The sequence below is a fragment of the Novacetimonas maltaceti genome (assembly GCF_002906255.1).
Taxonomy (GTDB): domain Bacteria; phylum Pseudomonadota; class Alphaproteobacteria; order Acetobacterales; family Acetobacteraceae; genus Novacetimonas; species Novacetimonas maltaceti.
This window is the reverse complement of record NZ_POTC01000001.1, coordinates 156170-180977: the sequence shown is the minus strand read 5'-3', so window position 1 is coordinate 180977 and position 24808 is coordinate 156170. Positions and strand designations below refer to the sequence as shown.

Sequence of the window (24808 nt, the reverse complement as noted above, 5' to 3'; positions counted from 1 at the left end):
CTTGATGAACCGATGGGCCAAAACCAGATTTCATGAACCCGATTGTCATAATACCGGCCCGCATGGCGTCGTCACGCCTGCCCGGAAAACCACTGGCGGAAATCGCCGGACGCCCGATGATCGCGCACGTCCTTGAACGCGCCATGCGGGCCGATATCGGCCCGGTGGCCGTCGCCGTCTGTGACGCTGCCGTGGCGCAGGCCGTGGAGCAGGCCGGCGGCCATCCCGTCATGACCGATCCCGACCTGCCATCAGGGTCCGACCGCGTGTGGCAGGCGCTGGAACGGGTCGATCCGGCCGGAAAACATGACACGGTCGTCAACCTGCAGGGCGACCTGCCGGGCGTCATGCCAGACATCCTGCGCACGGTCCTGCTGCCGCTGCACGACGCGCGGACCGACATCGCAACGCTGGTCGCCCCGGTGCAGGACGCCCCCGAAGCCGCGGCAGAATCCGTGGTAAAGGTGGCCTGCGCCTTTCACGAAGGTGCCGACACCGCACGCGCGCTGTATTTTTCCCGCGTGGCCATCCCGTGGGGGCAGGGACCGTTGTGGCACCATGTCGGCATCTATGCCTATCGTCGCGCGGCCTTGCGGCAGTTCGTCAGCAACCCGGAATCCCCACTGGAGCGCCGTGAACGGCTGGAACAACTGCGTGCGCTGGAGGCAGGGATGCATATCGGCTGCGCACGGATCGCGCAGGCTCCGTTCGGGGTGGACACGCCCGCCGACCTTGAACGTGCGCGCATGGCCGCCACGATGGATGGGGCACGGGCATGACAAAGGGTATCATCGCCTTCCAGGGGACGTTCGGGGCCTATTCCGACCTGGCCTGCCGGCAGGCACGCCCCGGATGGACAACCCTGCCATGCGAAACCTTTGCGGGTGCCATCGCCGCCGTGCATGAGGGCCGGGCGGATGCCGCGATGCTGGCCTGTGAAAACAGCCTGGCAGGGCGGGTGCCAGACATCCATGCCCTGCTGCCGCAGTCCGACCTGTTCATCGTGGGCGAGCATTTCCTGCGCATCGAACACTGCCTGATGGGCGTCCCCGGCGCGACCCTGCATGACGCGCAGCGGGTGCATACCCATCCCGTCGCCATGGCGCAGATACGTGGCCTGATCAGGGAAACGGGTCTCAAGCCGGTGGTGGAGTTCGATACGGCAGGCGCTGCCGAACTGGTGCGTGAATGGGGACGCCGCGAAGACCTTGCCGTGGCGTCGGCGCTGGCCGCCGACCTGAATGGTCTGGTGATCCTGCGCCGCAATGTGGAGGACGCGGCCCATAACACGACGCGCTTCTATATCGCCGCGCGCACGCCGCCCGACCTGCCGGCACGCATGGATGACTGCATGACCACCGTGCTGTTCCGTGTCAGCAACCAGCCCGGCGCGCTTTACAAGGTGCTTGGCGGGTTTGCGACCAATGGAATCAACATGACGCGGCTGGAGAGCTACATGCTCGACGGTTCCTTTGCTGCGACACAGTTCCTGCTCGACGTGGAAGGCCATCCCCACGACCCCGCGCTGGCGGCCGCATTGCGTGAACTGTCCTTCTTCGCGGAACAGGTGAGCGTGCTGGGTGTCTATCCCGCATCCCCGTTCCGACACAGGGATGCCGCCCCTGCGGATACGGCGCCTGCCACCGCTTCTGGAACGCCCGTCATGAAATGACAGAACCGTTCCGCATGCGCATGCTTTGCCATCCGCGCACATCATACCCATATCAGGGGACCATAGCGGGCGGGCGCGTCCCCCGTCCCTGAACCGAGACAAAACAGGCCTGCTGCCCCTTCAACCCGGCCCCGGCGCCAGCAGACAGGACCTGCCCAACCAAGTGGAAACAACCATGTTCAAGGGTTCCATTACCGCCCTGATTACGCCAATGAACCAGGACGGGTCGCTTGACCTGCCCTCCATGGGGCGCTTCATCGACTGGCAGATCCAGCAGGGAACGTCCGCGCTGGTGCCCGTGGGCACCACCGGGGAAAGCCCGACCCTGTCACATGATGAACATGCCCAGGTGGTCGAATTCACCATCAAGACGGCCAATGGCCGCGTGCCGGTTCTGGCGGGCGCAGGGTCCAACAGCACGGCGGAAGCCATAAAGATGGCCCAGCATGCGCAATCCGCAGGCGCTGCCGCCGTGCTGGTGGTGACACCCTATTACAACAAGCCCACGCAGGAAGGGGTGTACCGTCATTTCATGGCGGTTGCCGACGCCATCTCGATCCCGGTCATCCTGTACAACATCCCGGCCCGTTCCGTGATCGACATCTCCGTCGAAACCATGGCGCGACTGGCGAAGCATCCCAACATCATCGGCGTAAAGGACGCGACGGCCAACCTGCTGCGTCCGCTGCAGACGCGACGCACGGTGGGCAAGCCGTTCAACCAGCTTTCGGGCGAGGACGGCACGGCGGTTGCGTTCCTTGCCTCCGGTGGCGATGGCTGCATCAGCGTGACCTCGAACGTCGCGCCGGCCCAGTGCGCTGAAATCCAGGCGGCCTGGAACGACGGGCGCGTGATGGACGCGATGGAACGGCATGACCGGCTTTTCCCGCTGCATGACGCCCTGTTCTGCGAAAGCAACCCGGTCCCGGTCAAATTCGCAGCCAGCGTGCTCGGACTGATGGGGGAAACCTGCCGCCTGCCGCTCGCCCCGCTGAGTGATGCCTCCCGCGCGCGCGTGAAGGATGCCATGTCGGCGGCGGGACTGCTGGACTGACCCATGGCAGCAAAACAGAAAAACGGCAGCGGGATGATCTCCACCGGCATCGCCGCGCAGAACCGCAAGGGCCGCTTCAACTACACCATTCTCGAAACGCTCGAGGCCGGGCTGGTCCTGAAGGGGCCGGAGGTCAAGAGCCTGCGGATGGGGCGTGCCACCATTACCGAAGCCTATGCCGCCGAACGCGATGGGGAACTGTGGCTGTTCAACAGCTACATCCCCGAATATCAGGGCGGGGTCCTGTCCCGGTTCGAGCCGCGTGCGCCGCGCAAGCTGCTGTTGCATGGCAAGCAGATCGACCGTCTGCTGGGCGAAAGCGCGCGCAATGGCGTGACCCTTGTGCCGCTTGATATCCATTTCAACAGCCGTGGCCTGGCCAAGCTGACCCTTGGTATAGGGGAGGGCCGCAAGAAAGCCGACAAGCGGCATGCCATCGCCGAACGTGACTGGCAGCGCGACAAGGCGCGCCTGATGCGCAACAAGGGGCGCGAGGACTGATCACCTCCCCCACCGCCGCCATCATTGGAAACCCCATAAAAAACGGGGCGTCCCGACATGGGACGCCCCGCTTCCTTGAAGGTCAGGCGGCATGATGTCGCCATCATGCCATCCGGCAATCAGTCAACGCTGATCGCAGCAGCCTCGGGGCCCTTCTGGCCTTCGACCACCTGCACGTTGGCCGTCTGGCCTTCCGACAGGCTGGTCAGGCCCGAACGCTCCAGTGCGGAAGCATGCACGAAGATGTCCTTGCCACCGCTTTCGGGCGTGATGAAGCCAAAGCCCTTCGTGGCGTTGTACCACTTCACGACGCCACGCATGTCCTGCGCCTGCGACAGGTCGGGGGCGGGGCGGCCAGAGCGGGAGAACCCGCCGGCGCGCGGTCCACCGAACCCACGGGGGCGTTCCGGCTGCGCGGTGCTTTCGTCAACGGACACCACGGCGGCGACCTGACGGCCCTTCGGGCCCTGACCGATGCGCACGACAAGCGTGCTGCCGGGGGACACCGTCTCGAAACCGGTGGGGTTCAGTGCATTGGCATGCAGGAACACGTCACCCGATCCATCCGACAGTTCGACAAAGCCGAATCCCTTTTCGCTATTGAACCACTTGACAGTGGCACCAATCTCCGGCCCGGATGCGACGATCTGCGGACCTCCGCTGCCGGGAAAGGGGCGACGGGGAGCGCTGGCGCGGTCATTGAATGACGGTGCCGACATGAAATCATCGTCAAATCCGCCGCGGCGCGGGGAGCGGGAGCTGCGGTCGGTCCTGTTACTTCTCAACGGTCGTAATCCCGAGGTCTAGGTGGCGGGTCCCGGTCACGGGAAGCCGCCGATATGGAAACGCTTTGTTCGCAGAATAGAGTTTTGCCTGTCTGGCATTACCGCGGGTCAGGCGGGCCGCCGGGAAACATTTCTCCGTCCTGTCTTTGACCCTAGCATGAATCGCATCGGTATCACCAATATCTAAAGCATATTCCTGCGACGGGATTCCACAGCATTTTTCACGTTCAAACATTTTTGTGACCAGCGTGACGCAGGCCAGATGCCGCCAGCGGGCGCGGGGACGTTTCCAGGCCCATGTCCGCGCCCGCTGCCACCATGCGGGCATGTCCCACGTTACCAGCAGCCAGGGACTGCGGCCCACGGGATATGCCCCTGGCGCATGCCCGCTGGCCACAACCGCCGCGCAACATTGCCGATTGCGTAAAAGTGGGGGATATATCTGACATGAAGCCGACCGTATCACCAAAACCCCTCAAGGCGCGCGGACGCGGGCGTCCGCCCAAGGACGTGTCCGAGCAGCAGAACATCCGCCATCAACTGATCCAGGCGGGGATCATCGCGCTGACCGAGAAGGGGTTTGGCGCAAGTGGCCTCGACGACATCCTGCGCGCGGCGGGCGTCGCCAAGGGATCCTTCTACCACTACTTTGAAAACAAGGAAGATTTCGGCAGCGCGGTCATCAAGAGCTATGCGCATTATTTCAATGCAAAGCTTGATCGCTGGCTGACGGATGACTCCTATCCCCCGCTGCAGCGCCTGCGCCATTTCGTGGAGGACGCGAAGACGGGCATCATACGCTTCGATTACACGCGCGGGTGCCTGATCGGGAATCTGGGGCAGGAACTCGCCATCCTGCCGGTTTCGTTCCATCAGGAACTGCGCGAGGTGCTCGCGGGGTGGGAACGCCGGGTCGCCACATGCCTGATGGCTGCATTCGACACGCCATCGCCCGCCTATGGCCATATCTGCCAGCGCTGGGCCGAGTTTTTCTGGATCGGGTGGGAAGGGGCCGTGCTGCGCGCGCGCCTTGAACGCTCCGTCAGGCCGATGAGCCTGTTTTCGGAAATCTTCCTTGAGATGGTCGAAGCCGAATGCGGTCTGAAGGACTATACCCCCACCTTCAGCCCGCTTTCATGATCCGCTGCGCATCGGTGCGCGAAAACAGTTCAAGCAGGATGGCGATTGCCGCAGTACGCCTGCGCACGCCCGCCGCCGTGTCCTCGACCACACGCTGCGCGTCCTGCGCCGCCGCGCGCAGCAACTGTTCGATATGCACGCCCGCCGCCATGCGGAAATCCGGCATTCCCGACTGCCTGTGACCCGCAAGGTCGCCGCCGCCACGGATTCGGAAATCCTCATCCGCGATGACGAACCCGTCCTCTGTATCACGCAGCAGCGCCAGGCGCCGTCGTGCCGTCTGGCCCAGCTGGCTGTCATGCAGCAGGAGGCAGAAGGATTCCGCCTGCCCGCGTCCCACCCGGCCACGTAGCTGGTGCAACTGCGCAAGTCCGAAACGCTCGGCATGTTCAATCATCATGACCGTGGCCGAGGGGATGTCGACCCCGACCTCGATCACCGTGGTGGCGACAAGGATGCGCGTCTTTCCTCCGGCGAAGGCTGAAATCGCCTCCTCGCGCACGGCAATGTCCTGCTGCCCGTGGGCAAGGCCGACAAGGTCGCCAAAATATTCCCGCAGCATTGCATGGCGTGCCTCCGCCGCCGCGATGTCGAGCGCCTCGCTCTCCGACACCAGCGGGCAGACCCAGAAGACCTGCGCACCGCGCGCCAGCGCCCGGCGCAGGGCGGCGACCAGTTCGGGCATGGCCGACAGGGCATGCAGCGAGGTGCGGATCGGCTTGCGTCCCGCCGGTTTCACGTCAAGGCGGCTGACCTGCATGTCCCCCCATTGCGTCAGCAGCAGCGTGCGCGGGATGGGCGTTGCCGTCATGACAAGCACGTCGGTCCGGTCGCCCTTTTCGCCCAGCATCATGCGCTGCGCCACGCCGAAGCGATGCTGCTCGTCAATGACGACCAGCGCGAGGTCGGCAAATTCCACCTTGTCCTGAAACAGCGCGTGGGTCCCGACGACAAGCGGCGCCGCCCCGGTGCGGATGGCCTCCAGCGCCTGCCTGCGCGCACGCCCCTTGACGGAACCGCTGAGGAACGCGACAGGAACCGGGGAGAGTTTCTCGAAAGTCGCCAGATGCTGGCGCGCGAGGATCTCGGTCGGCGCCATCAGCGCCGCCTGGTGCCCGGCCTCCACGGCGCTGAGCATCGACAGCAGCGCCACCAGCGTCTTGCCCGCCCCGACATCGCCCTGCAGCAGCCGCGTCATGCGATGGGGCGCACGCAGGTCCTGCCCGATTTCCTCCAGCACGCGCGTCTGTGCCGTGGTCGGTTCATGGCCAAAGCGCGACAGGGCCACCGCGCGCAGGGCACCGGTGCCGACGATGGAACGGCCGGGCCGGTCCCGGTTGTCGATGCGCGCACGGGCCATGGCGATCTGCATCGCCAGCAGTTCGTCATAGGACAGGCGCGCGCGTGCGCGCTCGCTCGCGGCGGTATAGCGGTCGCCTTCCATCAGGTCGGGAAAGTCCGAGGGACGGTGCAGGATGCGCAGGGCCTGCTCGAACCCCGGCCATTTGCGCTTGCGCACCATTTCGGGATCCAGCCATTCCGGCAGCGCAGGGAAACGGGCGAACGCCCCCTGCAGCGCGGTGCGCAGGTGGCGGGGAAACAGCCCCCCCGTCAGGGGCCAGACCGGGTCGAGCAGGGGAATCATAATCCCCTGCTCGGCGGGAACCAGATAATCCGGGTGCGGCATGCTCAGCCGGTCGCCAAAACGCTCCAGCATGCCCGAGACGCATATCTGCATGTCCACCCGCAGCCGCTGCGCCTGATAGGGGGAGAAGAAGACCAGTTCCGCCTGGCCCGTCCCGTCACTGACGACAATACGCCACGGCTTGCGCACCCGGCTGCTTTCGGGCGCGATGATCCGCACCACATGCGCCTGGAACGTGCAGACGCGTCCCGCCTCCGCCACGGCAAGCTGCGGGCGGTAACGCCGGTCAACCAGGCCGTCGGGCAGGTGAAACAGCAGGTCGATCACACGATCGCCCCGTGCGGCGCGCGCGATCAGGCGTTCAACCGACGGGCCGACACCCGGCAGGCTTCCCACGCTGGCCAGCAGGGGAGCGAGGAGAAGGGTGTCAGGGTCGGGCGGCGGGGAAGGGGGGCAGGGTGACACGCGGCTTTTCATCCGGCAGGTTGGCATGCAGGTCGTCCGGGCTGACAGACAGCCCGGGGACGGCTATAGGACAAATGCGTTACAGAACAAAACGCAACCATAACGGGGTGGAACGCAATGCAAGCCAATAATCCTGACCTGTCGCGCCTTGATGCACGCCGGCGTCGTATCTATTACCGCGCGATGCACCGTGGCACGCACGAAACCGATGTGCTGATCGGTGGATTTGTCGCCCCCCGCCTCGAAGGCATGAGCGAGGCGGAACTCGACGCGCTGGAGGAAGTGATGGACCTGCCCGATGCCGACCTTGCCGACTGGCTGAGCGGACGTCGCCCCATCCCGGCGGAAGTGAACACCCCCATGATGCGCGCCATCCTTGCCGACGCCAACGACCCGGAGCGTCTGGCCGCGATCCGAGGCGCCAAATGAACGAAATCCGCGCCGCGCGACAGACATCCGGCCTGACCCAGATCTGGGGCGTGCCGGAGGGATATGACGCGTTTCTCCTTGCCCGTCGCCTGTCCGAACATGATGGCCCCGTGCTGCATGTGGCACGCGACGATGCGGAAATGGCGCGGATTGGCGAACAGCTCGCCTTCATTGTCCCAAAGGCGGAAATCCTGCGCTTCCCGGCGTGGGACTGCCTGCCGTACGACCGGGTTTCGCCCAACCCGGCCATCGTGGCCGAACGGGTCGCAACCCTGACATGCCTGCTGGAAAAGCAGACGCGCCCGCGCATCGTGCTGACCACGGTCAATGGCCTGATCCAGCGCGTGGCCCCGCGCCGCGCGTTCGAGGGGCAGTCGCTCAACATCGCCACGGGCGAGGCCCTCGATCAGGAGTTCCTGATCGAACTGCTGGTGGCGAATGGCTACAACCGCACCGACACGGTGATGGAACCGGGCGAATTTGCCACGCGCGGCGGGATTTTCGACATCTTCCCCGCCGGGGAGGCCGAGCCCGTGCGCCTCGACCTGTTCGGTGACGAGGTGGAGAACATCCGCGGCTTTGACCCCGCGACCCAGCGTTCGACAGGCCGCAGGGATGCGCTGGTCATGCGCCCGGTGGCGGATTTCAGCCTCGATGCCGACAGCATTTCACGCTTTCGCACCGGCTGGCGCGACCTGTTCGGCCCCGCCGCGGCCGAGGACCCGATGTACCAGCATGTCTCCGACGGGCGGCGGCATGCGGGCATGGAACACTGGCTGCCGCTGTTCCATGACCATATGGAAACACTGATCGACTACCTGCCCGGCGTGTCGATTTCACTCGCACAGCAGGCGGAGGAGGCGTTCACCGCGCGCCTTGAGATGATCGCGGACCATTTCGAGGCCCGGCGCCAGCCCACCCGCGAAGGGGAGGTGCCCTACCGCGCGCTTCCGTCCCACCTGATGTATCTCGACCGCAAGGGGTGGGACGCCATGCTGGGGGGACACCCTGCGGTGGTGTTCATGCCCTTTGCGCAGCCCGATGGCGCATCGGGCATTGATGCGGGCGGCAGGCCGGGGCAGATGTTCGCGCGCACCGCAACCGACGGCATGCGTGAAAACGTCTTCCCGATGCTGTCCGCGCGCATGAATGAATGGGCGCAGACGGGACGGCGTACCTATGTCACGGCATGGAGCCGTGGCTCGGCCGAACGGCTGGGCGTGCTGCTGCGCGAATACCGCCTGCCGGTGCAGTCATACGCGACCTGGCACGAGGCCGCGCGCATGAAGGCCGGCACGATCGGGCTGCTGACGCTGGGGCTGGAACGCGGTTTCGTGGCCGACGACATGGCCTTCGTCTCCGAACAGGACCTGCTGGGCGAGCGGATTTCGCGCCCGCCGCGCCGCCGCAAGAAAGCCGACCAGTTCATTGCCGAGGCGTCGGAAATCGCGGAAGGCGACCTGGTCGTGCATCAGGATTACGGCATCGGCCGTTATAACGGGCTGGAGACGATTGGCGTCGGCAGCGCGCCGCATGACTGCCTGCGCCTGATTTACGACGGGAACGAAAAGCTGTTCCTGCCGGTGGAAAATATCGAACTGCTCAGCCGCTTCGGCTCCGAACAGACGGGCGTGGCGCTCGACAAACTCGGCGGCGTGTCGTGGCAGTCGCGCAAGGCGAAGATGAAGCAGCGCATCCGCGACATGGCGGGTGAACTGATCCGCACGGCGGCGGCGCGCGCCCTGCGTGAAGCCCCGGCACTGACGCCGGCGGAGGGGCTGTGGGATGAATTCTGCGCCCGCTTCCCCTTTGTGGAAACCGAGGACCAGTCCCGCGCCATTGCCGACGTTCTGGACGACATGGCGTCGGGCCGCCCCATGGACCGGCTGGTCTGTGGCGATGTCGGGTTCGGCAAGACGGAGGTGGCCCTGCGTGCGGCCTTCGTCGCCGCCATGTCGGGCGGGCAGGTGGCCGTCGTCGTGCCGACCACCCTGCTGGCGCGGCAGCATTACCGCACCTTCGCCGCGCGTTTTGCCGACCTGCCGATCAAGGTGGCGCAACTGTCGCGCATGGTCACCGGCAAGGAAGCCACCGCCGTGCGCAAGGGGCTGGCGGATGGCACGGTCAATATCGTGATCGGCACGCATGCGCTGCTGGCCAAGACGGTCAAGTTCGCAGACCTCGGCCTGCTGATCGTCGACGAGGAGCAGCATTTCGGCGTCGCCCACAAGGAAAAGCTCAAGGCCCTGCGCGAGGACGTCCATGTCCTGACGCTGTCGGCCACGCCGCTGCCGCGCACGCTGCAGCTTGCGCTGACCGGCGTGCGGGAAATGAGCCTCATCGCCACCCCGCCGACCGACCGCCTGGCGGTGCGGACGTTCATCATGCCGTTCGACAGCGTTGTCATCCGAGAGGCCATACAGCGCGAACGCTTCCGTGGGGGGCAGGTCTTCTGCGTCGTGCCGCGCATCGAGGATCTGGACCGCATGGCGACGCGCCTGCATGAAATCGTTCCCGATGCCCGCATGGTGCAGGCGCATGGCCGCCTGACCCCGACCGAGCTGGAACGGGTCATGACCGAATTCAGCGATGGCAAGTATGACATCCTGCTGTCCACCAATATCGTTGAAAGCGGACTGGACATGCCGGCGGTCAACACGCTGATCATCCATCGCGCCGACATGTTCGGGCTGGGGCAGCTTTACCAGTTGCGCGGGCGTGTCGGGCGCGGCAAGCAGCGGGGATATGCCTACCTGACATGGCCGCAGACGCACGTCCTGTCGGCTGCCGCGCAGAAGCGGCTGGAGGTCATGCAGACGCTCGACACACTGGGGGCGGGCTTCACGCTGGCCTCCCACGACCTTGACCTGCGCGGGGCGGGCAACCTGCTCGGCGATGAGCAGTCTGGACATATCCGCGAGGTCGGGATCGAGCTTTACCAGCAGATGCTCGAAGACGCGGTGGCGGACCTGCGCCATGAGAAGGGGCGCCGCAAGGCGGAGGACCGCGACTGGACCCCCAACATCATCCTCGGCCTGCCGGTGCTGATCCCCGACACCTATGTGCCCGACCTGCCGGTACGGCTGGGGCTGTATCGCCGGATCTCCGCCCTTGCCAACGATGCTGAGATCGAGGCGATGCAGGCGGAACTGATCGACCGCTTCGGCACCCTGCCGGATGAGGTGCGCAACCTGCTGGATGTCGTGGCGCTCAAGCGGATGTGCCGTGCCGCGGGCGTGGAGCGGCTGGAGGCCGGGCCGAAAGGCATGGTGATCCAGTTCCGCAACAACAGCTTCGTCAATCCGGCGGGACTGGTCACATGGATCGCGCAGCAGAAGGACGGAAAGGTCCGGCTGCGCCCAGATCACAAGCTGGCCATCATCCGCGAGATGACCAACGCGCAGCGCATCACGCAGGCCCGCAAGGTGCTGACCGCGCTGAATACGCTGGCGGATGCCGTGCCGGCCTGAGGACGGCCGCCGCGATATCGCGCAACTCCAGAGGATGTGTCAGGACGCGGCCTTCTTAAAAGGTCGCGTTCTTGCGATTTTTTAGGAAACTGTTTGGAAACAAGGGCTTTTGGGGTGTCGCCTAATTCTCTGAAAAGGCGACGTTCCTCGAAGCTTTTTGGAAAAAGCTTCACCAAAAACTTTTGAATTTCCAAACAGTTTTTAGTGGATGGGCAGTGGGATGTGGTTGACCGTCAGGACGCCGGCATCCCAGTTCACATCCCATGACGTACCGGTGCTGGAGCGGTGCCCGAACAGCTTGGCCAGCACCAGTGCCGCGCTGGCCTTGGTCTGGCCGCTGTCACGCAGTGTCGCGATGATGTCGTCAAGGTGCTGGACCGCGATATGGCCTTCACCGGCGGACGCATCGGCATTGCCCGTCAGGGTCGCCTTGCCATTGCCCGAAATCTGCATCGTGTCACGCACCGCCCTGACGGAGGTCAATTCCACCGGCACCGCGACACTCTCGCTCGGGTGGCCGACGATGGCGGCGGCAAGCGGCACGATGTCCGATGCCGGCATGGAAGCGGAGGCCGAAGCCTGCTGCGGCATTGTGGCCTCCAGCAGGTGGTTCTTGCTGCCGTTGATGTTCACGCCCTGCGTCTCCAGCGTCATGACGGCAGGGGCATCGGGCGTGCGCCCGCCCGTCAGGCGCAGGTGGGCACGGCGGAAGAACAGGTGGACCGTCCCCGTGGACATGTCGGCGTTATCCCACACCAGGTCATAGCTCTTGCCCGACTGCACCCCGTCAAGGACGGGGGCGACGACCTGCAGGAAATATGAATTGGGGCAGTGATCGGAATGATGGCCCGTCAGGGTCGCGACCATCACCAGCGAGGCCGCATCCTCCAGATCGTGCAGTTCGGCGGCATTCATCCCGCTGCCGGTGGCGGTAATGTCGCCAGCATGCAGTTCCTGATGCGCATGCTCACCCGCAAGGCGCAGGTCATACCCGCGGGAGACGATGCTGTCCGTTCCATGGGGCTGGCTGCTGGTCGCGGTGGCAACCGCGCAGTCTTCTGGCAGGGCAGTCGCCCACGCACCGCTGGCGGCGGGAAGGGCAAACACGGGCGCACTGGCCCCGAGGAGAAGCGGTAAGAGAAGTTTCTTCATTGTGATGCGTAAACTGGCTTGGATACGTCCATTATGCAATCTGTGGCCGTGTCCCGAAAACGCCAGATGTCCCCCTGCAATCAGAAGTTTCAAACCCCATGTTCCGCAAGATCGACACGTTCCTGCTTTGCCTGGTTGCCACGATCCTTATCGCAACCTTTTTTCCCTGCACAGGTAACGGGATCAAATTTTTCCAGACTCTGGCCATTATCGTGATCGGGGTCATGTTCTTCTTCCAGGGCGCGCGCCTGTCGCGACGCGCCATCATCGACGGCATGACGAACTGGCGCCTCCACCTGGCGATCCTCGGCTGCACCTTCGTAGGCTTCCCGCTGCTGGGGACGGGCTTTCATGCCCTGTTTCCCGCCTTCCTCGACGCCGATACCTGGACGGGGCTGCTGTTCCTGTGCTGCCTGCCTTCGACGGTGCAGTCCTCGATCGCTTTCACCTCCATCGGGCAGGGGAACGTGGCGGCGGCCATCTGTTCGGCCACCATGTCCAACATCATGGGCATTTTCGTAACGCCGCTCCTGACGGGACTGGTCGTGCACCAGTCGGCCTCCTCCCAGGGCGGGATCACGTCGATCATGCTGCAACTGCTGCTGCCCTTCATGCTGGGACAGATGGCGCAGCCCTGGATCGGGGCATGGGTGCACCGTTACAAGCCGCTGATTTCCATGACTGACCGGACCTCCATCCTGATCGTCGTCTATACCGCCTTCAGCGAAGCCGTGGTCCAGGGGCTGTGGCACCGGGTTCCCGCCGCGCAGATCGCGCGCATCATGGCGGCGGACAGCCTCCTCCTGTTTACGGTGCTGGTCCTGACCACGTATGGCAGCCGCCTGCTCGGCTTCAGCCGACGTGACGAGGTGGCGATCGTGTTCTGTGGCTCCAAGAAGACACTGGCATCGGGCGTTCCCATGGCCAATGTCCTGTTCGCGGGACCGATGGTGGGGATTATCGTCCTGCCGCTGATGATCTATCACCAGATCCAGCTGTTCGTGTGCGCGACCCTTGCGCGACGCTATGCCCGCAATGCCGCCATCCGGCCGGACGCGATCGCACGGCAGACATGATCCCGAAGACATGGCGGGTGTTTTTGCCCCTCGCCGTTGGAGCGCGGGAAGGCTATGACACGTGCGGCTTCATGGCGCGTGCCTGATCCGATTTATTATGACGCAAGATGGTGGACGAACGGAACATGAGTGGACTGGATCCTGACAACTGGGACGCGCTGCGTCAGCTGGGACACCGGATGCTGGACGACATGATCGATCGCCTCAGCCACCTGCGTGAACAGCCGGTCTGGCAGCCCATGCCCGATGGCCTGCGCCAGGAACTGCGCACGGGCCTGCCGGACGGTCCGTCCGCGCCCGAAGACCTCTATGCCCGTTTCCAGCAACTGGTCGTGCCCTATGCCACGGGCAACGTGCATCCGGGCTTCATGGGATGGGTCCATGGCGGCGGCACGGCGGTCGGGATGCTCTCGGAACTGCTGGCAGGCGGGCTGAACGCGAACTGTGGCGGCCGTGACCATGCCCCGATCGAGGTGGAGCGCGAGGTCATCCGCTGGGCCGCGCAGATCTGCGGCTTTCCCACCGACTGTTCCGGCCTGCTGGTGACAGGTTCGTCCATGGCCAACATGATCGCGGTCATCACCGCCAGCCGTGCGGTGCCGGACGGCCTTGCGATGCGGCATGCCGGGGTGGGGACGCGCAGGCTGACGGGATATGCGGCCGCCAGTGCCCATGGCTGCATTTCACGTGCGTTCGACCTGACGGGACTGGGCTCCGACGCCCTGCGGATCATACCGGTGGACCGCAACAACCGCATGATCCTGCCGGAACTGGAAAAAGCCATCGCCCGCGACCGCGCGGCCGGGTACGAACCCTTCATGATTGTCGGCACGGCGGGAACCGTCGATACCGGCTCCATTGACGATCTGGACCAGTTGGCCAGCATCGCCGCGCGGGAAAAGCTGTGGTTCCATGTCGATGGGGCCTTCGGCGCGCTTGCGGCGCTGTCTGCGGACCTGCGCCCCATGCTCCGGGGGATGGAGCGCGCCGACAGCATCGCATTCGATTTCCACAAATGGGCGCAGGTGCAGTATGATGCGGGCTGCATCCTTGTGCGCGATCCCACGCTGCAGGCGGCGGCCTTCGCGCAGTCCCGCAGCTACCTCGCCCGTGAGGACAGGGGCCTTGCGACGAACGGCCCATGGTTCTGTGACCTTGGCCCCGACCTGTCACGTGGTTTCCGTGCGCTGAAGGTGTGGATGACGCTGGGCACCTATGGCGCACAGCGGATGGGCGAAATGGTGGCGGGATGCTGCGCCATCGCCCGCCACCTTGCACGCCTGGTGGAGGAAAACCCACGCACGGAACTGCTGGCGCCGGTGACGCTGAATATCGTGTGCTTCCGTGTCCTTGCCCCCGTGGACGATCTGGACCACTTCAACGGGGAAATCGTCAAGGACCTGCATGAAAGCGGTGTCGCGGCCCCGTCCACCACCATGATCCACGGACAGAAAGCCGTGCGCGCGGCCATCGTCAACCACCGCACGGTGGAGGCGGATGTGGACCGGATGCTTGAAAAGCTCCTTGAACTTGCCGACGCACGGCTTGCCCGGGAAAAGCAGGGCTGACAGCAAAAGCTTCCGGGCGCCGTCTGTTTTTCAGAAAGGCGGCGCTCCCTTGAGGCTTTTTGAGAAAAGCTTCACCAGAAACTTTCAGAACCTGTCACCAGCATAGGGGAGGGAGGTTAGCGCCGCCCCCGCGACCTCTCCTCGGAGAACAGTTCGGAGAGTTTCTGCATCATCGTGCCGCCAAGTTCCTCCGCATCGTTGATGGTGACGGCACGGCGGTAATACCGGGTCACATCATGCCCGATCCCGATGGCAAGCAGTTCGATGGCGCTGCGTGTCTCGATCTGTGCAATGACTTCGCGCAGGTGTGTCTCCAGGTAGGAGCCGGGATTGACCGACAGGGTGCTGTCATCGACTGGCGCGCCATCGGAAATCACCATCAGGATCTTGCGGCTTTCGGGACGCGCGCGCAGGCGGCGCTGCGCCCACAGCAGGGCCTCGCCGTCGATATTTTCCTTCAGCAGCCCTTCGCGCAGCATCAGGCCAAGGTTCTTGCGCGCGCGGCGCCACGGCATGTCCGCCGCCTTGTACACGATATGGCGCAGGTCATTGAGGCGCCCCGGATTGGTGGGCTTGCCATCGGTCACCCACTGCTCCCGACTGCGCCCTCCTTTCCACGCGCGGGTGGTAAAGCCCAGCACTTCCACCTTGACCGCACAGCGTTCCAGCGTCCGGGCCAGGATATCGCCACACATCGCCGCCACCGAAATGGGGCGGCCGCGCATCGACCCGGAATTGTCAATCAGCAACGTGACCACGGTATCGCGGAAATCGGTGTCACGTTCCCGCTTGTAGGACAGCGAGAGCATCGGATTGACCACAACGCGCGACAGGCGGCCCGCATCGAGGATGCCTTCCTCCAGATCGAACTCCCACGCCCGGGTCTGCTGCGCCATCAGGCGGCGCTGCAGGCGGTTCGCCAGTTTCGACACCACGCCCTGCATGCTCACCAACTGCTGGTCAAGGGTCTGGCGCAGGCGGAACAGTTCCTCCGCATCGCACAGGTCCTCCGCGCCGATTTCCTCGTCATAGGCCGTGGTATAGGCGTGATAGCCAGGGAGCCTGTCCTGATCCGCGTCTTCCGTATCTTCGGACGGCCCACCCGCTTCCTCGGAGCCGGAGGCCGCGCCATCCTGCTCACCATTATCCTGCTCGTCCTCTCCCATGCCGGTGCCCTGAGACATCTGCATCTGGAGGCCGGGGTCCTCTTCCTCCGCCGGGCTGTCCTGTTCCTGCGGGTTCGGCTCCTCCGGCGCGTCGGACGCATCGCTTTCATCCGACTGGGCAGAGGCGGTGCCATCCTCGTCCTCCGCCTCGGGGTCGGTTTCCTGCTCGATCAGGTCGCACGCCATCAGCAACTGCCGCGCGGCACGGGCAAATTCCACCTGACTGTCCTGCCGTGCGACCATCGCATCAAGCGCATGGAGCACATTGGCGGGCAGTTCATCCTGCCAGCGCTGCATGGTGGCCTTCATGAAGTCCGGCACGGGCTGGCCCGTCATGCGCGCACGCGCCAGCAGGCCGAATGCGATCGCAGTGGGCATCTGCCGGCCACCATCTGCGTCACCAAGCCCCATTTCCGCGCATTCTTCCGCCAGCCGGGCCTGAAGGTTGGCGGCCATGCCGGCCATGTGCCGCGCGCCGACACTTTCGACACGCGCCTGTTCCAGCGCGTCATAGATGTCACGCGCCTCGCCCGCATCGGGCTGGACCGCGGCATGGATCGCCGCATCATGATGGCGCACCCGCAATGCCGCCGCGTCCGCGACACCACGCAGGCGCTTCATATCGGCATCCGACATGCCCGCCGCCGGGGCGGGCAGGCGGACCTGCGTCCCGACCACCGACACGCCGGGGGCAACGGGACCGTTCAGGAATGTCACTTCCGTCGCGGCATTGCCGCCCACGGCGCGGACGGCCCCGACCGTCGCGCGCTTGAAACGCTCGGCGCGCGCGGTCCGCTGGGCGGAACCTTCGCCCGAACGCGAGGATGGGGTCTTTTCACGCATGCCGTATGCCTGCCCTGTAATCGTTTCGCGCTGCCTTAGCGTGCCTGTGGCGGCATCAGGTCGGCGTTGAAACAGCGCTGGTAATATTCAGCCACGGTCGGCCGTTCCGCCTCGTCGCACTTGTTAAGGAATGTCACACGGAACGCAAAGGCCAGATCCTTGAAGATACGATAGTTCTCGGCCCAGCTGATGACCGTGCGCGGCGACATCACTGTGGAGATATCACCCGCAATGAATCCCGAACGCGTCAGGTCCGCGAGGGCGACCATCATCTCGATCCGCTTGGCATCCTGAGGATCCTTTTTCGGGTCGATCCCCATCTTCGCCATGACGATGGCGCTTTCCTGCGCATGGGGCAGGTAGTTCAGCGTCGTGACGATGTTCCAGCGGTCCATCTGCCCCTGGTTGATCTGCTGCGTGCCATGATACAGGCCCGTGGTATCGCCAAGGCCGACAGTATTGGCGGTTGCGAACAGGCGGAAGGCGGGGTTGGGGCGGATCACACGGTTCTGGTCCAGCAGCGTCAGGTGGCCCTCCACCTCAAGCACGCGCTGGATGACGAACATGACATCCGGCCGGCCTGCGTCATATTCGTCAAACACCAGCGCGCAGGGATGCTGCAGGCCCCACGGCAGCAGCCCCTCGCGGAATTCGGTGATCTGCTTGCCGTCCTTCAGGACGATCGCGTCCTTGCCGATCAGGTCGATGCGCGAGATGTGGCTGTCGAGGTTGATCCGCACGCTCGGCCAGTTCAGCCGCGCGGCCACCTGTTCGATATGCGAGGACTTGCCCGTGCCGTGATACCCCTGCACCATCACGCGACGGTTGAAGGCAAAGCCCGCAAGGATGGCCAGCGTCGTGTCATGGTCGAACTGGTAGGTCGGGTCGATCTGGGGCACATGGTCGGTGCGCACCGAGAATGCGGGCACTTCCATATCGCTGTCGATACCGAACACGTCCCGCGCCGAAACCTTGCGGTCTGGCTGGGAAATGGCGGAAATGGGGGGAAGCGGCTCCCCTGCCGCATCGACATTTCCGGGCGTGAGCTCTTCGAGTGCATTCATTGATATCGTGTCCGTCATATTCTGGTGCCCCTGCCATCATACGCCGCGATCCGGCACGACAGGTAACGTCATGCACGGGAGTATAGGAAGGGGGCGGCCGATCAGCCATCACTTAAAATCTCAGGCCGAACGGGCAAGCCCATCATCCGGCATTGCCACAAGATGGGCACGTATTGCCGTATAGGCAACATTGATTCCCTTCAGCCGCTCTTCCGCCGCGCGATCCCCGCCATTGGCATCGGGATGGTGCTGGCGGGCAAGCGCCTTGTAGCGTGTCTTGAGTTCCTCGAGCGAAATGGGCCAGCCAAGGTCAAGCACGCTGAGCGGGTATTTGAGTTCGTCAGGCGCGGCGTGGCGCGCATCACGTTCCTGCGCGCGGCGCACGCGCGAGCGCGCGCTGTTCCTGAGCAGGTCGAGGGGATCAAGGATTTCCTCCTCGTCAAAGGCACGCGCGCCATTGGCCTGGCCCAGCCGCCATGACGGCCTGTTCCACGATACATCGGCGCGGATATGCGCCTCGATCTGACCGGGCGACATGCCCTTGTAGTAATCCCAGCGTGCATTGTACTCACGCACATGTTCCAGGCAGAACCAGAAATACTGGTTCAGCGCATCGCGCGAACGTGGCGCGCGATAACCTGCGGCCTCGGTGCATCCGGCCATGTCGCAGCAACGCGCCGGTGCATCCGGATCGGGGTCAAAGGCCTTGGGACGTGTATTCCTTCTCTTCATCATTCCCGTTATGTGCGTCCGTTCATGCTTCGTGCAAGAGCGAAGATGTGCGAGTGTGACCATGGAGCAGAGGAAGCAGCCAATGACAGACCGGATCACGGGACGCGCCGCCCGAATCGAGACATGCCTTCGTGAGCGTCTTGCCCCCGTGGAACTGCGTGTCCATGACGACAGCGCCCGCCACGCCCACCATGTCGGGATACGCGACAATGGCGTGCAGGCGGGGGAGAGTCATTATAACGTGCTGGTCATCAGCGATGCCTTTGCCGACATGAACCGGGTGCAGCGCTCCCGGCTTGTCCACGAACTGCTGGCCGATGAATTCGCGGGCGGCATGCACGCGCTGTCGCTGATACTGCGCACGCCTGCAGAACAGGAACGGATGACGACGCCATGAAAGATGCCATGAAACCGGCATTTCCCTTCCATGTCCGTCGCCTGATGGCGGGCGGCCTGCTGATGCTGCTGGGCGCGTGCCAGGCGGTGCCGGACAGGGCGACCCTGAGCCAGAAGGACGAGATCACGCGCGTCGAGCACTACCTCAACGACACGCACGGGCTTGGGGCGCATTTCGTGCAGACCTGGCCCGACGGGGGGAAGGGCGACGGGAAGCTGTATTATGACCCGGGCAGGCTGCGTCTCGATTACACGACGCCCGCCGCGATGAAGCTGACGGCGGCGAATGGGCACCTCGTGTTCATCGACCCGCGCCGCGATTCCGTGACGCGCATGTCGCTCGGGCACCAGCCGCTTGGCCTGCTGCTGCAACAACCCGTGCATCTCGATGGGGAGATCGTCGTCACCTCCGTCCAGCACGGGACCAACAGCCTTCAGGTTTCCATGGCGCGATCCGACAGCCCGTCACAGGGTCTCCTGACGCTCGGCTTTTCCGATATCTCAGGCACGCTGAGCCTGATTGCCATCGAGATGACGGACGTGGAACGCCAGCATATCCGCCTCGACCTTGATGACGTCCATGCCGGCCCGGCATGGCCGGACGACCTGTTCTCGCTGAACACCACGAAATAGGCCGCAGCACGATGGATGGAAGTTTCCGGGCACGCCCCTGATCCGAAAGATGCGGCCCCGTCCAGACCGAAGGCGGTCTCCGGAAACTTTCATTCACCTTTTTTCAGGCCCGTTACGCCTCAGGACATTTTTCTTCCACCGGCACGCTGCCGAAACACTCCGTCCAGCAGTCGCGCAAGGCACGGTCCACTTCGGCCATGCTGACGTCGAGGCCCAGCCTGCGCAGGCTGGTCACGCCATATTCACGGATTCCGCACGGGACGATTCCCTCGAAATCCGACAGGGCGGGGTCAACATTGATCGCGACTCCATGCCAACTGACCCAGCGGGAGACCCGCACCCCGATGGCCGCGATCTTTTCTTCCCGCCCGCTCTGCGGATCCACCACCCAGACGCCCACGCGTCCCTCGCGCCGTTCCCCGGTGACGCCGAAACGGCTCAGGGTCCGGATCAGCCATTCCTCCAGCGCATGGACATAGGCACGGACATCGCGCGCGGGCACCGGGCCGTGCGGCTGCGTCAGGTCCAGCATGACATAGCACACGCGCTGCCCCGGCCCGTGATAGGTCCACTGCCCGCCGCGTCCCGCGGGCCAGGTGGGGTATCCCGCCGGGTTGAACAGGTCTTCCGGCCGGGCGGACGTGCCGGCCGTATAGGTGGGGGGATGTTCCAGCAGCCAGACCCGTTCGCCCGCATCCCCGGCCCGGATCGCGCGGGCATCACGCTCCATGCAGGCCAGAGCATCGGGGTAGGGAACACGTCCTGACGTTATTTCCCATAAAATCTTGCTTTCAGTCATTGCCCGTTTGCCTTCCATCGGTTATACGGCCTGCATTGCTTCGCTATCGCTTACCCGATACCGAAGAAAATGTATGCGGCCATGGCGGAATGGTAGACGCGCAAGCTTGAGGTGCTTGTGGGGGAAACCCCGTGGAAGTTCGAGTCTTCTTGGCCGCACCATACATTTCCAGAAAATCCCATGAAACAGATGCCCGGCCGGGCGGTGATGATCCATTCACCGCCTGTTGATTCGTGCGCCCTGAAATGGCTTGCCATAAAATCGGCACAATTATACATCTTTATGTCGAAAGTCCTCCGGTAGCCGATTCAACATGTCGGCATGTCATGCCAGTATAGCGGAAACCGCATGGCAACCACGTAAAACCGGGCTGAATGCATTACAAAGCGTATCATGCCCCCTTGGGAATGCATTCCAGACCAAAATAGTTGATTTAGGTCATGTTGTTGCGTGAAACTGCGCCTTAAGGATGCAGTCAACGCGACTTTCCCAGGGTCCAGATATTGCCGATTGTCCTGGAATTCAGGAGGGCAGGAAAAGGGAAGTCCGAGGTTATTTGTAAAATAAGGTGGATTTTGTGATCAAGCCCTTGAAAAAAGCCGTCCTTCCTGTTGCCGGAATGGGCACACGTTTCTTGCCCGCAACGAAGTCGGTCCCCAAGGAGATGCTGCCGGTTGTCGACAGGCCGCTGATCCAGTACGCGATCGACGAAGCCCGTGAAGCCGGGATCGAGGAATTCTGCCTGGTGTCCAGCCGTGGCAAGGATTCGCTGATTGATTATTTCGATATTGCATTTGAACTCGAAGCCACGCTGAAGGAGCGCAAGAAGACCTCCGCGCTCAAGGCGCTGGAACCGACCCGTGTCACGCCGGGTTCGATGATTTCCGTCCGCCAGCAGGAACCGCTTGGCCTGGGCCACGCCATCTGGTGCGCCCGCAGCTTCATCGGCAACGACCCGTTCGCCATCCTGCTGCCGGATGACGTCGTGCAGAGCAAGACCTCCTGCCTGAAGCAGCTGGTTGACGTCTACAACCGCACGGGCGGCAACGTGCTGGCGGTGACCGAGGTCCCGCGCGAAAAGACCGACCAGTACGGTGTGCTCGATGTCGGCCATGACGACGGCAAGCTGGTGGAAGTCAAGGGCCTGGTTGAAAAGCCCAAGCCCGCCGAAGCACCGTCCAACCTGTCGGTCATCGGCCGCTACATCCTGACCGCCGACGTGCTGCCGCACCTTGCCAAGCTTGAAAAGGGCGCGGGCGGTGAAGTGCAGCTGACCGATGCGATGGCGAAGATGATCGGCCATGTGCCGTTCCATGGCTTCCGCTACGAAGGGCGTCGCTTTGACTGCGGCAACAAGATCGGCTTCCTCGAGGCGCAGATCGCCTTCTCGCTGGAGCGCGAAGAGCTTGCCGATGACGTGCGCGCGTTCCTGAAGTCCTATCAGGCAAAATAAGGACCGTGTCCTTCCGTCATCGCTTCGACCCGACAAGCCTGCGTGAATATGACATCCGCGGGATTGTCGGGAAGACCCTGACGGCGGGGGACGCCTATGCCATTGGCCGTGCCCTTGGCAGTGTGATCGCCCGCAGGGGCGGGACGACTGTCGTCGTCGGGCATGACGGCCGCCTTTCCTCACCCGGTCTCGAATCCGAACTGGTGAGGGGGGCCATGGCGTCGGGAATGGCCGTGACCCGGCTGGGTTGCGGCCCCACGCCACTTCTGTATTACGCATCGGTTGAACTTGAGGCCGACGGTGCGGTCATGGTGACCGGCAGCCATAATCCACCCGATCATAATGGCTTCAAGATGATGCTGCGGAGCAGGCCATTCTTTGGCGCGCAGATCCGCGAACTTGGCCATCTCTGCGCCACGGGCGACGTGGTGCCCGAAACCACGGGAAGTGTCCGCGACCTCGACATGACGGACCAGTATGTCAGGCGCCTGCTTCGCGACTGGGATGGCGGGACGCGGTCGCTGCATGTGGTCTGGGATAATGGGCACAGCGCGGCGGGCAGGGTGCTGGCGCGCCTCGTCAAGGGTCTGCCGGGGCGGCACACTGTCCTGAACGGCGAAATCGACGGGCATTTCCCCGCCCATCACCCGGACCCGACGATCCCGGAAAACCTTGGGCAACTGATTGATACGGTGCGCCGCCTGCATGCCGATATCGGGCTTGCCTTTGATGGCGATGCCGATCGTATCGGTGTCGTGGACAATACCGGACAGATCCTGTGGGCGGACCAACTCCTGCTGGTGCTCGCGCGCGATGTGTTGCGCGATCATGCGGGTGCTACGGTCATCGCGGACGTCAAGGCGAGCCAGGCCCTGTTCGATGCGGTGGACGAGGCCGGGGGCACGCCCGTCATGTGGGGGGCCGGACATTCCCTGATAAAATCCAAGATGGCGGAAACCGGCGCCCTCCTGGCCGGGGAAATGTCGGGGCACATTTTCTTTGCCGACAGGTGGTACGGGTTTGATGATGCGCTCTATGCCGCCGTGCGACTGCTGGGCATCGTGGCGCGCCTGCCGGGGCCTCTGTCGGATGTGCGTCAGGCCCTTCCGGTCATGGTCAATACACCTGAACTGCGTTTTGATTGTCCCGACACACGCAAATTCGCCGTTATCGACGAGGTTGCGGGCCGCCTGCGTGCCAAGGGGGCAAAAGTCTCCCTGATCGATGGTGTCCGCGTCAGTACCGATGACGGATGGTGGCTGCTGCGTGCGTCCAATACACAGGCCATGCTGGTGGCGCGCGCGGAAAGCACGACTGAAACCGGCCTTGCGCGACTGAAGGCCGAACTGTCGGCACAACTGCACGAATCAGGCATCAAGGCCCCTGATTTTTCCGGCGGGAAGCCTGCTGCCGGCTGACGCTCCGGCCATCCCGGCATGAGGGGGATGGGACACCGACAGGCCGTTTTTCATTGAACCTGCCGTCAACAGGTTTAAAAGGCCCAGATCGGTCCCATATGATATCGTGCCTCTGTCCCGGGTTTATGCTTCATGACGGCATCGCTGCCTTTTCACTCTTTTTTGACCCCCGGTCAGCATGTGATGCATCCAGACCACCCGGAATGGGGCATGGGGCAGGTGCAGTCCGCCACGGGACGGCGGGTGGTGGTGATGTTTCCCCATGCGGGCAAGGTCGCCATTGACGCAATGGTCATACAGTTGACGGTGGTGGACTGATTGGAACGCCTGATGACGCGCCCTTTCCTTGATTCGTTTGGCCGGGCGGTAACGTATCTGCGCGTATCGGTCACCGACCGTTGTGACATGCGTTGCCTGTACTGCATGGCCGAGGAAATGACCTTCCTCCCCAAGCCTGAAATCCTGTCCTACGAGGAACTGGAGCGTATCTGTGGCGCGTTCATCCACAGCGGCGTCCGGCGCCTTCGCGTCACCGGTGGCGAACCGCTGGTGCGACGCGATGTCATGTCATTCTTTACCGCCATGGGGGAATGGCTGCGGCGTCCCGGGGATGAACCGCGCCTTGATGAACTGACGCTGACGACCAATGGCTCCCGGCTGGGGGAATTTGCGGCCCCGCTCCATGCGGCAGGGGTCCGGCGGGTGAATGTCAGCATGGATTCCCTTGACCCCGCCCGCTTTGCCGCCATCACGCGGCGGGGCAACCTGCGCAAGACGCTCGATGGTGTCCGTGCGGCGCGGGAGGCGGGGCTGAAACTCCGCATCAATGCCGTGGCTATGGCGGGCCTGAACGACGATGAATTCGACGACATGGTGGCATGGTGCGGGCAGATGGGGGCCGACCTGTGCCTGATCGAGACGATGCCCATGGGAGAGACCGGCGATGACCGGGTCAACCGCTATATCCCGCTGGACCGCGTGCGCGCCGACCTCGCGCGTCGCTGGACGCTGGAGCCGCTAACCTATCGCACGGGCGGCCCGGCGCGGTATGTGCGCGTGGCCGAAACCGGGCAGAAAATCGGCTTCATCACCCCGATGAGCCATAATTTCTGCGAAAGCTGCAACCGTGTGCGCCTGTCCTGCACCGGGCAGCTTTATTCCTGCCTGGGCCATGAGGGGGCAAGCGACCTGCGTGGACCATTGCGCGCGGGAATGGATGATGCGGGGCTCCTGCGGCTTGTGCACTCGGCCATCGGACGCAAGCCCAAGGGGCATGATTTCATGCTGGGCCGTGCCGATGACGACCCGGCCCGCATTTCCCGCCACATGAGTGTCACCGGCGGCTGA

23 protein-coding genes and 1 tRNA gene are annotated in these 24808 nt (G+C 64.0%); 16 read left to right on the top strand and 8 right to left on the bottom strand.

Going from position 1 to position 24808, the window contains the following annotated elements; translation table 11 throughout:
* Nucleotides 1-32: 32 nt before the first annotated feature.
* The 4 genes from KMAL_RS00875 (at nucleotide 33) to smpB (ending at nucleotide 3227) form a co-directional block, all read left to right on the top strand.
* Nucleotides 33-779 carry a 3-deoxy-manno-octulosonate cytidylyltransferase gene (locus KMAL_RS00875; RefSeq protein WP_110093868.1) on the top strand — a complete coding sequence of 249 codons (747 nt, stop codon included), beginning with the start codon at nucleotides 33-35 and terminating at the stop codon, nucleotides 777-779.
* A complete protein-coding gene (locus KMAL_RS00870; RefSeq protein ID WP_110093867.1) occupies nucleotides 776-1672 on the top strand; it encodes a prephenate dehydratase in 897 nt (298 codons plus the stop codon). The genes KMAL_RS00875 and KMAL_RS00870 overlap by 4 nt, the downstream gene beginning before the upstream one ends.
* Nucleotides 1673-1835: 163 nt before the next feature.
* Entirely contained in the window at nucleotides 1836-2726 is an 891-nt protein-coding gene (dapA, locus tag KMAL_RS00865; protein WP_180999703.1) for a 4-hydroxy-tetrahydrodipicolinate synthase, read from the top strand.
* Between the two features lie 3 nt (nucleotides 2727-2729).
* Entirely contained in the window at nucleotides 2730-3227 is a 498-nt protein-coding gene (gene smpB, locus KMAL_RS00860; protein WP_110093865.1) for an SsrA-binding protein SmpB, read from the top strand.
* A gap of 119 nt (nucleotides 3228-3346) precedes the next feature.
* On the opposite strand, the gene KMAL_RS17760 is transcribed toward smpB, so the two are convergent.
* The gene (locus tag KMAL_RS17760; RefSeq protein ID WP_110093864.1) at nucleotides 3347-4012 is read right to left on the bottom strand and encodes a cold-shock protein; all 666 of its coding nucleotides are present in this window, start codon (nucleotides 4010-4012) and stop codon (nucleotides 3347-3349) included.
* Complete coding sequence (locus KMAL_RS16835) at nucleotides 4002-4340, bottom strand: hypothetical protein (protein ID WP_146044128.1); 339 nt, start codon at nucleotides 4338-4340, stop codon at nucleotides 4002-4004. The genes KMAL_RS17760 and KMAL_RS16835 overlap by 11 nt, the downstream gene beginning before the upstream one ends.
* 119 nt (nucleotides 4341-4459) lie before the next feature.
* Between KMAL_RS16835 and acuR the strand changes: the two genes are divergently transcribed.
* The gene (gene acuR, locus KMAL_RS00850) at nucleotides 4460-5152 is read left to right on the top strand and encodes an acrylate utilization transcriptional regulator AcuR (protein ID WP_110093863.1); all 693 of its coding nucleotides are present in this window, start codon (nucleotides 4460-4462) and stop codon (nucleotides 5150-5152) included.
* Here acuR and recG read toward each other — a convergent pair.
* Nucleotides 5136-7274, bottom strand: a complete 2139-nt coding sequence (recG, locus tag KMAL_RS00845) for an ATP-dependent DNA helicase RecG (protein WP_110093862.1) — start codon at nucleotides 7272-7274, stop codon at nucleotides 5136-5138. The genes acuR and recG overlap by 17 nt on opposite strands.
* Nucleotides 7275-7379: 105 nt before the next feature.
* On the opposite strand from recG, the gene KMAL_RS00840 reads away from it, so the two are divergent.
* Both KMAL_RS00840 and mfd read left to right on the top strand, forming a co-directional pair.
* Nucleotides 7380-7691, top strand: a complete 312-nt coding sequence (locus tag KMAL_RS00840; RefSeq protein ID WP_110093861.1) for an FAD assembly factor SdhE — start codon at nucleotides 7380-7382, stop codon at nucleotides 7689-7691.
* Nucleotides 7688-11161 carry a transcription-repair coupling factor gene (gene mfd / locus KMAL_RS00835; RefSeq protein ID WP_110093860.1) on the top strand — a complete coding sequence of 1158 codons (3474 nt, stop codon included), beginning with the start codon at nucleotides 7688-7690 and terminating at the stop codon, nucleotides 11159-11161. Before KMAL_RS00840 ends, mfd begins: the two co-directional genes overlap by 4 nt.
* 201 nt (nucleotides 11162-11362) lie before the next feature.
* Here mfd and KMAL_RS00830 read toward each other — a convergent pair whose 3' ends face one another.
* Nucleotides 11363-12313 carry a hypothetical protein gene (locus tag KMAL_RS00830; RefSeq protein WP_110093859.1) on the bottom strand — a complete coding sequence of 317 codons (951 nt, stop codon included), beginning with the start codon at nucleotides 12311-12313 and terminating at the stop codon, nucleotides 11363-11365.
* A 98-nt stretch (nucleotides 12314-12411) separates the two neighbouring features.
* Here KMAL_RS00830 and KMAL_RS00825 point away from each other — a divergent pair, with 98 nt between their 5' ends.
* Nucleotides 12412-13389 carry a bile acid:sodium symporter family protein gene (locus KMAL_RS00825; protein ID WP_110093858.1) on the top strand — a complete coding sequence of 326 codons (978 nt, stop codon included), beginning with the start codon at nucleotides 12412-12414 and terminating at the stop codon, nucleotides 13387-13389.
* A gap of 125 nt (nucleotides 13390-13514) precedes the next feature.
* A complete protein-coding gene (locus KMAL_RS00820) occupies nucleotides 13515-14957 on the top strand; it encodes a pyridoxal phosphate-dependent decarboxylase family protein (RefSeq protein WP_110093927.1) in 1443 nt (480 codons plus the stop codon).
* A 116-nt stretch (nucleotides 14958-15073) separates the two neighbouring features.
* Here KMAL_RS00820 and cobT read toward each other — a convergent pair whose 3' ends face one another.
* The 3 genes from cobT to KMAL_RS00805 all read right to left on the bottom strand — a co-directional run bounded on the left by cobT (nucleotide 15074) and on the right by KMAL_RS00805 (nucleotide 18765).
* Nucleotides 15074-16966 carry a cobaltochelatase subunit CobT gene (gene cobT, locus KMAL_RS00815; protein WP_110093857.1) on the bottom strand — a complete coding sequence of 631 codons (1893 nt, stop codon included), beginning with the start codon at nucleotides 16964-16966 and terminating at the stop codon, nucleotides 15074-15076.
* A 35-nt stretch (nucleotides 16967-17001) separates the two neighbouring features.
* On the bottom strand, nucleotides 17002-18030 hold the full coding sequence (cobS, locus tag KMAL_RS00810) for a cobaltochelatase subunit CobS (RefSeq protein WP_110093926.1): 1029 nt from the start codon (nucleotides 18028-18030) through the stop codon (nucleotides 17002-17004).
* Between the two features lie 120 nt (nucleotides 18031-18150).
* Nucleotides 18151-18765, bottom strand: coding sequence for a J domain-containing protein (locus KMAL_RS00805; protein ID WP_110093856.1), 615 nt, complete (start codon nucleotides 18763-18765; stop codon nucleotides 18151-18153).
* A 79-nt stretch (nucleotides 18766-18844) separates the two neighbouring features.
* On the opposite strand from KMAL_RS00805, the gene KMAL_RS00800 reads away from it, so the two are divergent.
* Together KMAL_RS00800 and KMAL_RS00795 are read left to right on the top strand one after the other, a co-directional pair.
* A complete protein-coding gene (locus KMAL_RS00800; RefSeq protein ID WP_110093855.1) occupies nucleotides 18845-19159 on the top strand; it encodes a BolA family protein in 315 nt (104 codons plus the stop codon).
* A gap of 8 nt (nucleotides 19160-19167) precedes the next feature.
* Nucleotides 19168-19791: a LolA family protein gene (locus KMAL_RS00795; RefSeq protein ID WP_110093925.1), complete on the top strand. Its 624-nt coding sequence runs from the start codon at nucleotides 19168-19170 to the stop codon at nucleotides 19789-19791.
* Between the two features lie 112 nt (nucleotides 19792-19903).
* On the opposite strand, the gene lipB is transcribed toward KMAL_RS00795, so the two are convergent.
* Nucleotides 19904-20608, bottom strand: coding sequence for a lipoyl(octanoyl) transferase LipB (gene lipB, locus KMAL_RS00790; RefSeq protein WP_110093854.1), 705 nt, complete (start codon nucleotides 20606-20608; stop codon nucleotides 19904-19906).
* Between the two features lie 57 nt (nucleotides 20609-20665).
* Here lipB and KMAL_RS00785 point away from each other — a divergent pair.
* The 5 genes from KMAL_RS00785 to moaA all read left to right on the top strand — a co-directional run bounded on the left by KMAL_RS00785 (nucleotide 20666) and on the right by moaA (nucleotide 24808).
* Nucleotides 20666-20751, top strand: a tRNA-Leu gene (locus KMAL_RS00785).
* A 416-nt stretch (nucleotides 20752-21167) separates the two neighbouring features.
* A complete protein-coding gene (gene galU, locus KMAL_RS00780) occupies nucleotides 21168-22043 on the top strand; it encodes a UTP--glucose-1-phosphate uridylyltransferase GalU (protein ID WP_110093924.1) in 876 nt (291 codons plus the stop codon).
* Nucleotides 22044-22048: 5 nt separating this feature from the next.
* On the top strand, nucleotides 22049-23461 hold the full coding sequence (gene pgmG, locus KMAL_RS00775) for a phosphoglucomutase/phosphomannomutase PgmG (RefSeq protein ID WP_110093853.1): 1413 nt from the start codon (nucleotides 22049-22051) through the stop codon (nucleotides 23459-23461).
* A 132-nt stretch (nucleotides 23462-23593) separates the two neighbouring features.
* Entirely contained in the window at nucleotides 23594-23779 is a 186-nt protein-coding gene (locus KMAL_RS00770) for a DUF3553 domain-containing protein (RefSeq protein WP_110093852.1), read from the top strand.
* A 12-nt stretch (nucleotides 23780-23791) separates the two neighbouring features.
* Nucleotides 23792-24808 carry a GTP 3',8-cyclase MoaA gene (moaA, locus tag KMAL_RS00765; protein WP_110093923.1) on the top strand — a complete coding sequence of 339 codons (1017 nt, stop codon included), beginning with the start codon at nucleotides 23792-23794 and terminating at the stop codon, nucleotides 24806-24808.